The organism is Ferruginibacter sp. (assembly GCF_031391665.1).
GTDB lineage: Bacteria > Bacteroidota > Bacteroidia > Chitinophagales > Chitinophagaceae > Ferruginibacter.
In genome coordinates, this window is sequence record NZ_JANMUN010000158.1 from 1 (window position 1) to 15,091 (window position 15,091).

15 protein-coding genes are annotated in these 15,091 nt (G+C 32.6%); 9 read left to right on the forward strand and 6 right to left on the reverse strand.

The features are described from left to right. The 7 genes from ACY651_RS11670 to ACY651_RS11700 all read left to right on the forward strand — a co-directional run. On the forward strand, positions 1-571 hold a 571-nt coding region (locus ACY651_RS11670; protein ID WP_462252888.1), incomplete at its 5' end, for a dTDP-glucose 4,6-dehydratase. A gap of 3 nt (positions 572-574) precedes the next feature. Next, positions 575-1,435, forward strand: coding sequence for a glucose-1-phosphate thymidylyltransferase RfbA (gene rfbA, locus ACY651_RS11675; RefSeq protein WP_462252890.1), 861 nt, complete (start codon positions 575-577; stop codon positions 1,433-1,435). An 11-nt stretch (positions 1,436-1,446) separates the two neighbouring features. Beyond that, on the forward strand, positions 1,447-2,019 hold the full coding sequence (locus ACY651_RS11680) for an acyltransferase (protein WP_462252892.1): 573 nt from the start codon (positions 1,447-1,449) through the stop codon (positions 2,017-2,019). Between the two features lie 89 nt (positions 2,020-2,108). Further along, on the forward strand, positions 2,109-3,005 hold the full coding sequence (locus ACY651_RS11685; RefSeq protein ID WP_462252894.1) for a Gfo/Idh/MocA family oxidoreductase: 897 nt from the start codon (positions 2,109-2,111) through the stop codon (positions 3,003-3,005). A 231-nt stretch (positions 3,006-3,236) separates the two neighbouring features. Further along, entirely contained in the window at positions 3,237-4,493 is a 1,257-nt protein-coding gene (locus ACY651_RS11690) for a lipopolysaccharide biosynthesis protein (RefSeq protein ID WP_462252896.1), read from the forward strand. Positions 4,494-4,634: 141 nt separating this feature from the next. Next, complete coding sequence (locus ACY651_RS11695) at positions 4,635-5,405, forward strand: FkbM family methyltransferase (protein WP_462252898.1); 771 nt, start codon at positions 4,635-4,637, stop codon at positions 5,403-5,405. Positions 5,406-5,426: 21 nt separating this feature from the next. Next, positions 5,427-6,497, forward strand: a complete 1,071-nt coding sequence (locus ACY651_RS11700) for a glycosyltransferase family 4 protein (protein WP_462252900.1) — start codon at positions 5,427-5,429, stop codon at positions 6,495-6,497. A 44-nt stretch (positions 6,498-6,541) separates the two neighbouring features. Here the strand turns inward: ACY651_RS11700 and ACY651_RS11705 are convergent, their stop codons facing one another. From ACY651_RS11705 to ACY651_RS11720, 4 genes are read right to left on the reverse strand one after another with little or no spacing between them, the layout of a single operon-like run. Further along, a complete protein-coding gene (locus tag ACY651_RS11705; protein WP_462252902.1) occupies positions 6,542-7,873 on the reverse strand; it encodes a hypothetical protein in 1,332 nt (443 codons plus the stop codon). 14 nt (positions 7,874-7,887) lie between these two features. Further along, complete coding sequence (locus tag ACY651_RS11710) at positions 7,888-8,817, reverse strand: class I SAM-dependent methyltransferase (RefSeq protein WP_462252904.1); 930 nt, start codon at positions 8,815-8,817, stop codon at positions 7,888-7,890. A 25-nt stretch (positions 8,818-8,842) separates the two neighbouring features. Then, on the reverse strand, positions 8,843-9,799 hold the full coding sequence (locus ACY651_RS11715; RefSeq protein ID WP_462252906.1) for a hypothetical protein: 957 nt from the start codon (positions 9,797-9,799) through the stop codon (positions 8,843-8,845). Positions 9,800-9,806: 7 nt separating this feature from the next. Then, complete coding sequence (locus ACY651_RS11720) at positions 9,807-10,649, reverse strand: FkbM family methyltransferase (RefSeq protein WP_462252908.1); 843 nt, start codon at positions 10,647-10,649, stop codon at positions 9,807-9,809. 122 nt (positions 10,650-10,771) lie between these two features. Here ACY651_RS11720 and ACY651_RS11725 point away from each other — a divergent pair, with 122 nt between their 5' ends. After that, positions 10,772-11,869 carry a glycosyltransferase family 4 protein gene (locus ACY651_RS11725; RefSeq protein WP_462252910.1) on the forward strand — a complete coding sequence of 366 codons (1,098 nt, stop codon included), beginning with the start codon at positions 10,772-10,774 and terminating at the stop codon, positions 11,867-11,869. 271 nt (positions 11,870-12,140) lie between these two features. Next, positions 12,141-13,103 (forward strand): class I SAM-dependent methyltransferase, encoded by a 963-nt coding sequence (locus ACY651_RS11730; RefSeq protein WP_462252912.1) that lies wholly within the window; start codon positions 12,141-12,143, stop codon positions 13,101-13,103. A gap of 87 nt (positions 13,104-13,190) precedes the next feature. Here ACY651_RS11730 and ACY651_RS11735 read toward each other — a convergent pair whose 3' ends face one another. Together ACY651_RS11735 and ACY651_RS11740 are read right to left on the reverse strand one after the other, a co-directional pair. Further along, positions 13,191-13,949 carry a formyl transferase gene (locus tag ACY651_RS11735; RefSeq protein WP_462252914.1) on the reverse strand — a complete coding sequence of 253 codons (759 nt, stop codon included), beginning with the start codon at positions 13,947-13,949 and terminating at the stop codon, positions 13,191-13,193. A gap of 55 nt (positions 13,950-14,004) precedes the next feature. Further along, the gene (locus ACY651_RS11740) at positions 14,005-14,982 is read right to left on the reverse strand and encodes a polysaccharide deacetylase family protein (protein WP_462252916.1); all 978 of its coding nucleotides are present in this window, start codon (positions 14,980-14,982) and stop codon (positions 14,005-14,007) included. Positions 14,983-15,091 lie beyond the last annotated feature (109 nt).

Below are 15,091 nucleotides of genomic sequence, written 5' to 3' on the forward strand. Positions count from 1 at the left end.
CTCGTCCGATCATATAGTTCGTGCATTTTACCATACTTATAAAATGCCGGTAAAAATCAGCAACTGCAGTAATAATTACGGCCCTTTTCATTTTCCCGAAAAATTAATACCACTTTGTATTTTCAACATCATCAATAATAAACCGCTCCCAATTTATGGCAAAGGAGAAAATACAAGAGACTGGCTTTTTGCAGAAGACCATGTCAGGGCCATCGATGTAATTTTTCATAACGGTAAAATTGGTGAAACTTATAATATTGGCGGCCACAACGAATGGACCAATATTGATTTGGTAAAAGAATTGTGTAAACAGATGGATGAAAAATTAGGCAGAGAAAAAGGAACTTCCGAAAAATTGATTACTTATGTAAAAGACAGGGCAGGCCACGATTTGCGCTATGCCATTGATGCCACTAAATTAAAAAATGAATTAGGCTGGGTGCCATCATTGCAATTTGAAGAAGGTATTTCAAAAACTATAGATTGGTATTTGAATAATGCAGCATGGCTGGAAGAAGTGACATCTGGGAATTATCAAAAATATTACGAAGGGCAATATCATAAAAGATAAACAATGAAAGGAATAATACTGGCAGGCGGCTCAGGTACAAGATTGTACCCCATTACAATGGGAATAAGCAAACAATTAATGCCCATTTATGATAAGCCGATGATATATTATCCGTTGAGTACTTTAATGCTTGCTGGCATCAGAGAAATTTTAATAATTACAACACCCGACGACCAGGCACAGTTTAAAAGATTATTAGGTGATGGCAGCCAATGGGGCTGTACAATAGCATATGCAGTGCAGGAAGTACCTAACGGCCTGGCACAGGCGTTTGTAATTGGAGAGAAATTTATTGGCAGCGATAGCGTAGCATTGGTATTGGGCGATAATATTTTTTACGGCAGCGGCTTTAGTAAATTACTGCAGCAAAGTGTAAACCCGGATGGGGCAGTAATTTTTGCTTACCCGGTTAGCGATCCGGAAAGATATGGTGTGGTGGAATTTGATGCAGATTTTAACGCCTTAAGTATTGAAGAAAAACCGGGTAAACCAAAAAGTAATTACGCAGTACCTGGTTTGTATTTTTATGATAACGATGTGGTGAATATTGCAAAAAATATTAAACCAAGTACACGGGGCGAATATGAAATTACCACCGTAAATGATTACTATCTGCAAAAGAAAAAATTAAAAGTAGGTGTACTCGACAGAGGATTTGCATGGTTGGATACCGGTACTTTTGAATCTTTAAGCGATGCCAGTGAATATGTAAGGGTGATAGAAAAAAGACAGGGCTTAAAAATAGGCTGCCCCGAAGAGATAGCGTGGCGGATGAAATTTATTACTAAAGAACATTTAATAAAATTAGCAGAAGATTTAAAGAAAAGCGGTTACGGCGAGTACTTAAAAAAAATTGCAGAATAAAAATTTAATTAATGAAATATTTTGCTCACCCAACAGCAGTAATAGACGACAATTGTATCATTGGAGAGAATACAAAAATCTGGCACTTCTCTCACATTATGCCCGGTGCAGTAATTGGCAATAATTGTAACCTTGGGCAAAATGTGGTGGTATCGCCAAAAGTGGTATTAGGCAATAATGTACGGGTGCAAAATAATGTAAGCATTTACGAAGGTGTAGTTTGTGAGGATGATGTTTTTTTGGGTCCTAGTATGGTGCTTACCAATGTAATTAATCCACGCAGTGCAGTTAGCCGAAAAAATGAATATAAAACTACGCTTATAAAAAAAGGGGCATCCATTGGTGCCAATGCAACAATAGTTTGCGGTAATACCATTGGCAGTTTTGCGTTTATAGGCGCAGGCACTGTAGTTACAAAAGATGTGCCTGCGTATGCATTAATTATTGGTAACCCCGGCAGGCAAACCGGGTGGATGAGTGAGTACGGACACAAATTAAAATTTAATGAAAATAATATTGCCGTTTGCGAAGAAAGTAAACAGGAGTATATATTGGAAAATAACACGGTGAGAAGAAAAGTTTAGAAGTTTAGGGGTTTAATTTGGATACTTTATAAATAGCAACACCTCTAAACCCTAAACCTCTAAACACTAAACCCCTAAACAAATTATACATGAAAAATTTTGCATTGATAGGAGCCGGTGGATACATTGCGCCACGCCACATGAAGGCAATAAAAGATACGGGCAATAATTTACTGGCAGGATTAGATAAACATGACTCTGTGGGTATATTAGACAGTTATTTTCCACAGGCAGATTTTTTTACAGAGTTTGAAAGATTCGACCGCCATTTAGAAAAACAAAAAAGGCTGGGCACTAAAACAGATTATGTAAGTGTTTGCAGCCCCAATTATTTACACGATGCACACATACGCTTTGGCCTGCGCATTGGCGCCGATGTTATATGCGAAAAACCAGTAGTATTAAATCCATGGAATATAGATGCACTTTTGGAAATTGAAAAAGAAACCGGTAAAAATATTTATACCATTTTGCAATTACGGCTGCATCCTGCAATAATTGCATTAAGGGAAAAGGTTGCAGCAGCTCCGGCTAATAAGAGGTATGCTGTAAACTTGCAGTACATTACTTCCAGAGGCAATTGGTACCATACCAGCTGGAAGGGTGACCTCCAAAAAAGTGGGGGCATAGCCACCAATATTGGCGTGCATTTTTTTGATATGCTGATGTGGATTTTTGGGCCGGTAAAAGAAAATAATGTTACTATGCATACCACAGATACCGCTAAAGGAAACCTGGTATTGGAAAAAGCTAACATAAACTGGATGCTGAGTATAGACGCCAATACCCTGCCTGCCGAAATAAAAGCTTCGGGTAAGCGAACCTACCGAACTTTGAGTATTGATGGAGATGAGTTTGAATTTAGCGAAGGTTTTACTGAGTTGCACACCAAAAGTTACGAAGAGATTATTGCCGGAAAAGGTTTTGGTATTGGCGAAACTAAAGCGGCGATTGAGTTAGTACATCAAATAAGAAAATTTGTTTAATCCCCTCAAAAATTTTTACAGAAAATATTCTATGCTTTTTTATAAATGGTTTATTTTTTTTCATTTAAAAGTGATTGATGCAATTCAAATTATTAGAGCGCCAGCCATACTTTATACTTATTGCAGTTGGAAGTTCGGTTTCAATATGAATTATTTTGTTTTTAACATTTATATTTAATGGGTGTATTTGAGAGTATTTTGAAGCTTCATAAAAATACCAGTGTTAAGTCAATGGGTATTTATACAATTTCTAACTTTTTAGGAAAAGGGATATCTTTTTTACTAATACCACTTTTTACCAATCCAAAATTTCTTACCCCGGAGGATAACGGATTGCTAAGTTTATTTAGTCAGTCATTGATCTTTTTAATACCCTTCATATCGATGGGGGTTTTACAGTCAGCATCTGTAGATTTTTTTAAACTTGAAAAAAAGGACTATAAAGATTTCGTTACTACTGGATTTTTCATGAGTATTGGCGTAACTGTATTTACGATACTCATTTTCTTTATATTTCAAAACTCCCTTACTGTAAAGTATCATTTTCCGCCGGTATTTATTTTTTTGATACCTCTTGTTACTTTTTTTATTTTTTGCACAGAAATGCTTTTAAGCATATTAAGAAATAATAACGAGGCAGTAAATTATTTAGTTTTTAATTCTGTAAAAATAGTAATTGAATTAGGCCTTGCTGTTTTATTAATCTGCTTTTATAAATGGGGCTGGTATGGAAGGGTTGCTGGCATATTTTTAGCATATTTAACTATCGTTTTAGTTGCTTTCAGATATTTTATTAAAAGAGGCTACTTATTTGGAGCAATTAAAAAAAAATATTTAAAACAGGAACTAATTTATGCACTGCCCATAATACTGATGCAATGGAGTGTGTTTTGTACCAACTCATCTGACAATTTTTTTTTAACCAATAAACATAATGGCGATACACATGTTGTGGGTATTTATGCAACAGCATGTACCTTCGCTTCCATAATTATTATCATTTGCACTGCTTTAATGCAATATTTAATGCCCAGAATATATTTAATACTATCGCTCCCTGTGACAGATTACCGCAGCATAAAAAAAATATTTATTTTTTATCTGGCAGTAATGACAGCGGGGGCTGCTTTTTTGCTAATCACCATACCATTCTTTTATAAGCTATTTATAAATCCTGTTTATTATTCTTCGCTTAATTATTATTATTATCTGGTAATAGGCTATTATTTCTGGACCATTTCTTATTTTTTTTATTCTTTTCTTTTGTATTATAAACAAAAAAAGAAGATACTTTTGTTATCTGTATGCAACATAGCAATAAGCCTTACCCTTTATTATTTTTTTACAAAGTATTGGGATGTAAATGGAACGGCAGCAAGTGTGTGTACAAGTTTTTCTGTAATACTGGTTTTAACCATCATATTCAATTACAAAAATGTAAAACTGATATTTACAAAAAGAATACGTAATGAAGAAAATAATTTATAAACTACCGGGTTTACTTATGCCAGATAAAAGCATGAAAAAAACATGCAGGAGTGTTATCTACTGCTTCACATCAGGTATTTTATATTTTTGAAACAACTAAACTAATTTTTTTAACTAATTAGTCAAAAAATTAAAATTACAATGAAAAAAATAGCGGTTAAAATTTACTACTTTTTATTTGATCTAATAACTTTAAAAAGGGGTACAACTATTTTTATAAATGGTTTTAAAATGCGTATGCCAGTTAGATACTATAAGTACTACGAAGATGGTTATGAAAAAGATAATTTTGAATTTTACAAATCCCAAATCAAAGAAAATGATACCGTAATAGATATTGGTGGACACATAGGTCTTAATGCTGTGTTGTTTGCACAATTAGCATCTAAAGGAAAAGTGTATGTATTTGAACCTGCTCCTAATACATTTAAAATTATTCATGAAACTATAAAAATAAATAATCTTCAAGATAGAATAATTGTTAATCAACAGGCTGTATCAAGTAGTAAAGGACAAACCTCTTTTTATATGGCAGACTCTGAATTTGCTGATAATGCCAATAGTTTAGTTCATCATAGGTTAGACAAAAAATTGAAAAAAATTGATGTTGTACAAACCAGCATTGATGATTTTATTACAGATAATGACATTACCAAAGTCGATTTTATTAAAATTGATGTAGAGGGTGCAGAGCTTGATGCATTAAAAGGAGCTGTAAATTGTTTAAAAAATCACAAGCCAAAAATGACCTTAGGATTACACCCTACACCTATAAAACAAAAGGGAGATTCGTTAGAGGAGATTTATGATTTACTGTGGGATTGTAAGTATGTAATAAAATTAGACCATAAAATTTTGGATAGAAAAGCATTCTGCACTTATACAGATTTATTTGATGTGCAATTAACTTGATAAATATTGAATGACCAATTGATGAAAAAAAAAACAGTTGTACATATAATTGATGACTTTGGTGGTGGTGGTGCAGAAGCTACTGTAGTTGGTGTTTTAGCAAATCTTCCGGAGTATAATAATGTGGTTATTAATCTTTATAATAACAATCATTTTAAAGATCAGCTTAAATACGATTCTTATTACTGCCTCAACTTAAAAAACTATCTGTATTTTTGGAAAGCTATTTTTAGTGTTAGAAAAATTATTAAAAAGCATAACGCCGATATTGTACACAGCACACTTTACTGGAGCACTGTAATTGCAAGGTTTGCTACGCCTAAAAAAATTCCCTTAATTTCTTCCATACAATCGTCTATTAGCGATGGCCTGGAGTATAAAAAAAAATGGATTAAAGTATTAGACCAGGTTTCTTATAAATTTAGAAAAAGTGTTATTGTAGGTGTTTCTAACTTTGCACTAAACGATTATTTTACTTTTTTAAATATTAAGCTGTACAAAAAAGCAGTTTTATACAATTTTGTTGATATAAACATTTTTAAACCCAAGCAATATAAATTAGCCGAACAAAAATTTAAATTGGTAACTGTTGGAAGTTTTAAAAATCAAAAAAATCATATTTATTTATTAGAGGCATTTAAAAAATTAAATGACAATACAATAGAATTGCACATTTTTGGTGATGGGCCATTAAGGGATACGTTTCAAAAAATTATTGACGATAATAATTTGAATATAAAATTAATGGGGCATTCAAAAGTTTTAAATGAGTTATTGCCGCAGTACGATTTGTTTGTAATGTCTGCTAAATATGAAGGTTTTGCTTTAGCCGTTTTAGAAGGTATGGCTATGAGTTTGCCCATGTTATTATCTGATATTCCTACTTACAATGAACAGTGTGGAGATACTGCATGCTACTTTGATTTAGAAAACAAAGACGATTTTGTAAAAAAACTTACTAATTTAAAAAACAATAGAGCATTATTAGTTGAAATGAGTGCTTCAGGATATAACAGGGTTGTAAATAATTATACACTTTCTAAACATATAGTTGAACTAAATAAAATTTATAAAGACAATTTTCCTGCTTAATTTAATAAATTCTTAAACATAATTAAAAACTTACCCTGTGGTTTTTATCTAAATAAACGACTATTAGGATTTGTCTTGTAAAAAGTAATTAAAATACTCATAAAATAAAAAGGAATACAGGGCATTTTATATCTGGCCAAACTTCCAAAATTAAATGTACTTATACCTACAAAAACTGCAAAAACAACGGAGAAACTAAAGCAATAAAATACTAATGAATTTGTAAAAAATTGCTTAACAAACACAAAAAATCCCCGTTTGCTAATAAATAAATTTAACGTAAAAAGTAGTAATAGTAAACCTTCTAGTGCAGATAATACCATAATTAGATTTCGGCTCTCCCATAAAAACGGCCTAAAAAAAGTTGTACCAATGGCAATTGGGGCTAATCTTACCAAATCGCCAACTCCTCCACCAAAATCACCAAGCGTAAAAAAAGACCCATCAGTTTTGGCCGCCTGACTGTTAAATGCATCTTGGGTGTGAGCTACCGATTCTAATATTTTTTCAGATGAATATTCTGTAAACATATCTTCACTATTACTGGCAATGTAATAAACTGATACAAACACTAAAATTGGAATAAATATTTTAAAGGCAACTTTTACTAATACATTTGATGTTTGATTAATAGTTTTAAAAATTAAAAAAATAAAAAAAAATGGTAAATAGCTTAATACGATATACGATTTAATAGTATAAGTAAGGTACAGCGCCAGTAAAGCTATAAAAGTATTTAAAAGAATATGTCTTTTCTCAATAACAATATCATATAAACTCTTTGTTAAAAAACCAATGGAGGCAATGCAAATAGTATCCTTACTAATGCCCGAACTCCAAAATAATACTGAGGGAATACCCATACAAGCAATTGCAATAGGCTTGCTTAATTGAGGATATAAGCTGTAAAAAAATTTAAACAATTGCCAGCTACCCAGAAAAGCAATAAACCCACAAATAAGATTTATGATTAAATATTTAGAAAAGGTAAAAAAACAAAGAACGGCACATATTTTTACCACCAGATAATTACTTTCAATGGCCAAATAACCCTTGTATCCATTATCAGCTAATTCATCAATTTGTTTACCCCCATTGGTAAATAGTAAACCAATATTGCCATTGTTGCCTGTGCTTAATTCCAAAAAATGTTTTCCCTGTTCAAAAAACAAACTTACACTATCGCCAAAAATAACATAGCACACCAGCAAAGTGTATATTAAAATAAAAATAATTTTTGTATAAAATGCCCAGGTAAAATATTTAAATAAAATAGGATTGTGGGCATACCTAATTCGTATTTTTTTAAAAATAAAGAAAACTACATACAGGTACAAAGGAAATAAAAGCCAGTCTTCAATAGTTAAACCATACATAATAAAATAGTTAGTTACACTTCCTTTTTTAAAAAAATAATTAATTGCAATCCTGAATTAGTGAGCTTCATCCATTTCTTTAAAAGCGGATGTGTAAATCGAGGGAAATTTAAAACTTCACATACTTCAATATGATTACTTGCAATAGAAAAATTTAATTTTGTAGATAATGCTTTAAACGATTTTATATCAAATTCGTACAAATGAAAAGGACTATGCATCGGGCTGATATTAGATACATAATTAGTGCCTTTAAACTTGTAATACTTATTAATTAACCTGGTGGCAAGATGATTTGAAGAAGGCACTTCTATGTGTATAAGGCCGCCGGGCTTTAGCCAATGCAAAGCTGTTGCTATACTTTTTGCCGGGTCATACACATGTTCCAATACTGCTCCAAAGCTTATAAAATCAAATTCGTTTGCAGGATACTCCATTTCTTCCAGGCTCCCTAATTTTAATTTGTTTGGGGCTATCTGCATTTTTTCTAAAGCCTTTTCATAAAATGGTTTTGAAGGCTCAAAACCATAAGTATCAAATCCCGCTTTTTCTAATGATATCATAGATCTGCCAAGGCCGGCTCCAATATCCAAAGCTTTCATTCCGGGTTTAATTTCTATTAAAGTTTTTAGAATTGTAATTTCTGCTTTAAAGTAATTTTCATCCCATACAAACTGATGGGTTTGCCAGTATTCTTCAGGGGGTAAACCATAATGGTCTTGAATGTTATTAGGTATTGGCTGTGGGGTAGAATAAATTAAATTACATTTACTGCATTTAATTACAGATACTGCAATGCCTGTTTTAGATTTAGGATTTAAACCCTGCGATTGGTTTAACCTAATGCCCATTACTTTATTTAAAGCAGTGGAATTACCGCACATGTTGCATCGGTCAATATCTAAAAAAGTATATCTTTTCTGGGGGTTTAAATTTTGCTCCATTAATTTGTAAATAAGTGCCGGTTTATTATTGAACTGGATTAAAAATTGCTAAAATCTCTTTTTTATCAAGGTTCACGTACTTTACGTTTTTATGATAATCATAAAAAGGGTTGCCAATAATATCACCTGATATTAATTTATTAACCAAGCCGGGTAAATATTTATTTTGAGGGTGCAGTTTTAAAAGAGTGTTTAAAAAATTAACATCCTTAAAACCTGTTTTTTGTAACACATGAAAAACATTGGTTAAAAAATTCTCATTATCACCATGTTTAAAATCTATCCTGTTTTTTAAAACTCTTATTCTGCCATCCTCAGGATAAAAATCCAGATTCTCTATTACATTAATACCCATTTTTTTACTTAGGTTCATCCAATTTAAAAGAGCCCGTATCGGTTCTTTAAATTTTCTAACCACAGCATTATCTTTTAAACTTTGAACAACACCAACAGTTTTTTCGTAAGCCCATATAGTGTAGGTTATTGAAACATCTTCCGGAAAAAAAACCACATGAGGCTGATCGCTGCCAATAAATTCTAATGTTCCTTTTTTAAATTGGTAGTACTTTTCAATTTCCATACTGGCTGTTTGAGAGGCAGCATCTATAGCGTAACCTTTTTTAAAAAGGATACTTTCATATCCCGGCCCTTCTGCTGCTACAGTAGATAGTAATAATTTTCCATGGTGGTGAATACTTTGAAAACTAATTCCGGTATTCTTATCAGGTAATGGCATAAATACGTTAGCATTCATACCAACATTTTTATCAAGATAAATTTCGAAAGCCAAAGTTGGGTAATGCCGCACTTTCGAGATAAAATCGGGCTTTATAAGGTTGTTTCTGTAAATATCATACAGTATATCCCGGTTGGTAACCATTTCAGCTAAAATAACTGAGGCTTTTTTATGTGCATTGTGCCTGTCTTTTTCTTCAACAAATATTTTTGCAATTGCAGCTGTGTAGTGGTTAAGCGTTTGCATAAATCCATTAATTTATAAACTGTAAAAACTGGTTAACTTTATCTTTATGAATTAAGATGTAATTACGGTCTTTAATAATTTCTGAATTTAAAAGTTCTAATTTTTTCGAATTGCTGTTGTACATGTAAATATTATATCCTAAATCATTCTTAATGTAATTTTGAAAATCGGAAATAGCGATATTGAAACTTTTTAAAAACAAAGGAACAATCTCAATAAGAATGACAGGCTTAAATTTACGCAGGGTGTTTTTCATTCCTTTAAGGGCAAATAATTCAGCGCCTTCAATATCTATTTTTACAAAACTGAGATTAGTGAGGCTGCCTGATAAAAAAGAATCGATATCAATAACCTCACAGTCAAACTCTTCTGTTTTTTCAGATACATAATATTCAGAGCCTTTTACCATATCGTTATTTCGTCCCTTCATGTGCGCCTGCCCGGCACTGATAGAACCAAAATCAAGCTTAGGTACACTAAAGCGCATTGTTTCAGTTCTTTCGCCAACCCCTTTTTTATAAAGCAACACATTGGTAAGCTTTAAATCTTTTACAATCATAGAAGCTACATCATAAGTAAAGGGAATGGGCTCAAATGCATACACTTTACCTAAAGGGGATAATTTAGACAGTCTTTCGGTGTAGTAAGCATAGTTGGCTCCAATATCCAACGATTCATCAGCGGGCTTTAAAATAGAGGGTAAAAATTCCATCTCAATTTCATCAATAAGCCGGTTTTTGATGTCTTTTTTCTTACCTATATATTGAAAATATTTATAACCGTTTTTACCAAGTAGTTTAAAAAGAATTGGTTTTACAAAATTTCTAATTGGGGAATTTATTGATGACATGAATAATACTGATGTTTTAAATAAAAAGTAGGCAAAATTACAAAAGTTATTGATGAAATACTGATAAAGTAATAAACTTGTAATGAATTCATTAATTTCGCCGATTATTTAGAAATTGATTTATGACAGGTGAAAAAAAAAGGATTTTGATTGTTTGCCCTTATCCGGCAGGTGTTGCACCAAGCCAACGGCTTAAATTTGAACAATATTATAAGTATTTTGAAGAAAATGGCTACGAAATAATTGTTAAACCATTTATAGATAATAGCTTTTGGCAGATAGTTCATAAAAAAGGGAATTTCTTTAAAAAAACAGGCAAATCCTTACAAGGTTATTGCAAGCGTATGCTGTTGTTATTATCATTAAGAAAATTTGATTTAGTGTATATTCATTTATGGGTAACTCCCTTTGGCCCACCAATATTTGAATGGTTGTACAGCAAGCTTGCAAAAAAGATGATTTATGATATTGACGACCTGGTTTATTTAAAATTTGATAAAACGCCATGGGTTATACGTCAGCTAAAAGGGTATCGCAAACCAATAATGCTCATGAAAAATGCCGATCATGTAATTACATGCACTCCGCATTTAGATAAATTTGTAAAACAATACAACAACAATACCACTGATATTTCATCTACTATAAATACGGATGTTTATCAACCTAAAACTGATTATTCTTTTAAAGAAAGGAAACCGGTAATTGGCTGGAGCGGCAGCCATTCTACAGTATGGCATATGCAAACCATATTTCCTGTTTTAAAAAAACTAAAACAGCAGATTGACTTTAAGCTTTTGATAATGGGTACAGATGCTTTGGTGGATACTGACCTGGATATTGAATGCCTTGCATGGAAAGAAGAATATGAGGTAACTGTTATCAACAGGTTTGATATTGGTATATATCCCCTGCCGGATAAAGAATTTGTACTAGGAAAAAGCAGTCTTAAAGCATTACAATATATGGCTGTTGGCATACCTACAGTAGCTACAGCTATTGGTACTAATTTTAGGGTGATAGAAAACGGAGTAAATGGAATTTTAGTTAATACCGGTGAGGAATGGATTGAAGCTTTAAAAAAATTAATAGAGAACGAAGATTACCGTAAACGTTTAGGCGAAAATGCAGCCGAAAGGGTAAAAAACCTTTTCTCTGTAAATGCCAGTAAAGATATTTATCTGCATATTTTGGACAATGCTGCAGGCATAAAAAGATAACTTTCTTTTTGGAAAACAAACAACCGGGGAGGAATAATGAATGCGGTACTGGACATTTCCATAAAAATAAGAGCTATAATTTTATTTTTAAAGAATAAGTAAAACTGCTGTATTTAAAAGGATGGTATTGAATACTGCAGCAGCAATTTTTAAAAGACTTTTGAAATTAACCATAGTAGTTTGAATTAACCTGTTATTTTTGCAAAAAAATCAATATCGGTCAAGTTTTTTAGAAGACGTATTTTTCTCTAATACATTTAAGTAATATTTAATGAATATACAATTAATTAATCCCTCTGACGGAGGTGTACTCAATAAAACACCAGAAGGGTTAACGCAAAATGGTTTGGTGATTTATCCCTGCAAAAATGGAGCTTATAGGATTGTAAAAGACGATAACTACACCGAAAATTTTGGCTACCAATGGAATAAGTTTGCAGGTACTCAAGTAGATAAAAGTAGCGCCCTGTCAATAAGTAAATCACGTTTTTTTGCCGAAAGCCAATGGGATAAAGAAGACTTGGGCGGTAAAAATATTTTAGAGGTGGGTAGTGGTGCAGGCCGCTTTAGCCAGGTGGTACTGGATTTTACAAAAGGGAATTTATTTAGTGTTGACTATAGCAATGCAGTAGAGGCTAATTATAAAAATAATGGGCCTAATGAAAGATTTAATTTATTTCAGGCAAGCATTTATGAAATGCCTTTTGCCCCAGGGCAATTTGATAAAGTGTTTTGTTTTGGAGTATTACAGCATACACCCGATGTTGAGCTTTCGGTTAAAACATTAATTGATATGGTAAAGCCAGGCGGCGAATTAGTAGTAGATTTTTATCCTATTAATGGCTGGTGGACAAAACTTAATGCTAAATACATCTTCAGACCGTATACAAAAAAATTAACCCACGAGAAATTATTTAAAAAAATAGAAAAAAATATAGATTGGTTGATAAAAACTTCCCGGTTTTTTTCAAAAATTGGCATAGGAAAACTGACCAACCGGTTTTTACCAATATGTGATATAGATGGCACATTGCCCCAAAACCTTACAAAAGAACAATTAAGAGAATGGTGTATATTGGACACCTTTGATATGTTTAGTCCGCAATACGATCAACCACAAAAAATCAGTACTGTTATTGGTTGGTTTAATAAATACGGAATGAAGGGTGTGAGCGGTAAATATGTACATTTTGAAAATTGTGTTGCCCCTGTTGTGAGGGGTACAAAACAATAAAAAGATTCTTTTTGAAAGTTCCAAAAAATAGGATTGAAAAAATAAAAAAAATAGACCTCTACTGTACCAGCAAACTAAAACTAAATTTTATTTAGTTGATTTTGTTAAATATTGCCACAATGTAGGCTGATAATACATCATTCCCTTTTCACTATTCATTTTTGAATTGTATTCATTTCTTAATACCTCTGGCAGCACTTTTTTCAGTGCAGTAATGCCTGCGGCAACCTGGAGTATTGGGTAGGTGGTAAAATTATCTTCTTTGGTTGGTTTTATAAAAGCTTGTTGTAATACTGCACCGGTATCCACACCGGTATCAACAAAATGTATTGTAGTACCAAAATTTTCAGCATCATTATTATACAAAGCCCAGTAGCCACCGTGGCTGCCTCTGTACCGGGGAGTAATGCCTACATGCATATTAATAAAAACTGCGGCAGTACACTGTAATATTTTTTTACTGATGATACGGGTGCCGTTTACTAAAATAATATCAGGTTGTATTTGCTGCAGTAATTGTTTACAGGCTTCGTCGTTAACAGAAGTAACCTGTAAAGTTGCAGCACTGTCAAAATAAGCATCATTTAGCTGGTATTCATCTATTAAAGATGCTTTTCGGCTGCTGGCTTTTTTTCTTAAATATGGAACCAGCAATATTGAAAACATTACCTGCCCCATAACTCTAAAAAAGCCAATTCTTTTTAAGCGCCCTTTAAATAAAACTTTTTTTGAAATTGGCCGCTCAATAATTGCGGCTGCAATTTCAAAATCTTTTATAATAGCATTATATACCCATCTGGAGGATTCGCAATCAGACGCAAGGAAAACTATTTTTTTATTTTGCATTATCAAATGAAAAATTATTTGTTCAAATGAGGGTGTAAAGTTACCCATTGAAATTTTAAAACCCTGCCGCTTCTTTCATGGTACAGTTGGTAAACCCATATTTGGATTGTAAAGTTTTATAATGGTTTAATATAACGGTAAGGTTAGCCATGTTTTCAGTAATATTTATCCCAAAATTGTGTGGGTGCCACCATAAATGATATACTTCATTTTGTTTTGCAGCCTTGGTCATTTCGTTCAGTATTCTCTTTAATTTTACTTTCTCCAGCCATGCTAAATTTTTATTGTACGGTTTTAAAAAACGACTGGCAGGTATATTAACGGGCATGCCTTCTTTTTTTTCTATTACATGAGTATTATAGCCCGAAACAGGCAAATAGGTGTCCAGCAAGCGGCAAAGCCTTATAAAAAGTATTTCTGCAGTAAAAGTACGTGGTTTATATATCCACGATGTTGGGTTGCCTCTGTATATATTAATCCCATTATCTTTTAACAAGCTAAGATAATCTTCATTAACCTGGTTACGGGGAAAAACGATACTGTTAATTGTTATATCATTGGCCGCTGCAATTTTTTTTGCTGCCTTAATATCAGCATCAAATTCTTCCGCATTTTGCCCTTCTTCTAAACAATAGTAATGGCAAAATGTATGTGTGCATATTTCATGAGTAGTATTTTTTATTAACTCCAGTAAACTGAAGCCATAGTGGTACGGATCGTCCGTTTCGTCGTTACCGGTTAATGGAACTTCTTTAGAATAAACATTATAGTCGTTGTTACGGTAACCAGGCTTGCAATCGGGTATGTATTTTAGCAGTTCTGCCTGGTTTTTAGCAAATAAAAAACCAACAGTTGCAAAAGTTGCTTTAAAATTATACCGGGCAAATAAATTTAGCAGGTCAGGGATAACTTGTTTAACCCCTAAAATATTATTACCATATTTTTCTTTGGTTGTAACATCCCAAACTCCCCAGAGTAATTCAAAATCTAATGATATAACAAATATCCCTTTAGTTGTAGTAATATTATTCATTGCAAAAAATCACTCATAATTTTGAGTAACGTGAAATTAATCGTTTTACTTTAAATAGATTCTAATATTGCACACAAAGGTTTGTAAGTGCACTACGCTTATCTTTGCC

Bases quoted from the DNA above. Each gene is read 5' to 3' on its own strand.
- ACY651_RS11720 (WP_462252908.1), bottom strand. From the start codon at position 10,649: ATGTCATCAATAAATTCCCCAATTAGAAATTTTGTAAAACCAATTCTT.
- ACY651_RS11690 (WP_462252896.1), top strand. From the start codon at position 3,237: ATGGGTATTTATACAATTTCTAACTTTTTAGGAAAAGGGATATCTTTT.
- ACY651_RS11695 (WP_462252898.1), top strand. From the start codon at position 4,635: ATGAAAAAAATAGCGGTTAAAATTTACTACTTTTTATTTGATCTAATA.
- ACY651_RS11710 (WP_462252904.1), bottom strand. From the start codon at position 8,817: ATGGAGCAAAATTTAAACCCCCAGAAAAGATATACTTTTTTAGATATT.
- ACY651_RS11735 (WP_462252914.1), bottom strand. From the start codon at position 13,949: ATGCAAAATAAAAAAATAGTTTTCCTTGCGTCTGATTGCGAATCCTCC.
- ACY651_RS11730 (WP_462252912.1), top strand. From the start codon at position 12,141: ATGAATATACAATTAATTAATCCCTCTGACGGAGGTGTACTCAATAAA.
- ACY651_RS11685 (WP_462252894.1), top strand. From the start codon at position 2,109: ATGAAAAATTTTGCATTGATAGGAGCCGGTGGATACATTGCGCCACGC.
- ACY651_RS11705 (WP_462252902.1), bottom strand. From the start codon at position 7,873: ATGTATGGTTTAACTATTGAAGACTGGCTTTTATTTCCTTTGTACCTG.
- ACY651_RS11740 (WP_462252916.1), bottom strand. From the start codon at position 14,982: ATGAATAATATTACTACAACTAAAGGGATATTTGTTATATCATTAGAT.
- rfbA (WP_462252890.1), top strand. From the start codon at position 575: ATGAAAGGAATAATACTGGCAGGCGGCTCAGGTACAAGATTGTACCCC.
- ACY651_RS11680 (WP_462252892.1), top strand. From the start codon at position 1,447: ATGAAATATTTTGCTCACCCAACAGCAGTAATAGACGACAATTGTATC.
- ACY651_RS11715 (WP_462252906.1), bottom strand. From the start codon at position 9,799: ATGCAAACGCTTAACCACTACACAGCTGCAATTGCAAAAATATTTGTT.
- ACY651_RS11700 (WP_462252900.1), top strand. From the start codon at position 5,427: ATGAAAAAAAAAACAGTTGTACATATAATTGATGACTTTGGTGGTGGT.
- ACY651_RS11725 (WP_462252910.1), top strand. From the start codon at position 10,772: ATGACAGGTGAAAAAAAAAGGATTTTGATTGTTTGCCCTTATCCGGCA.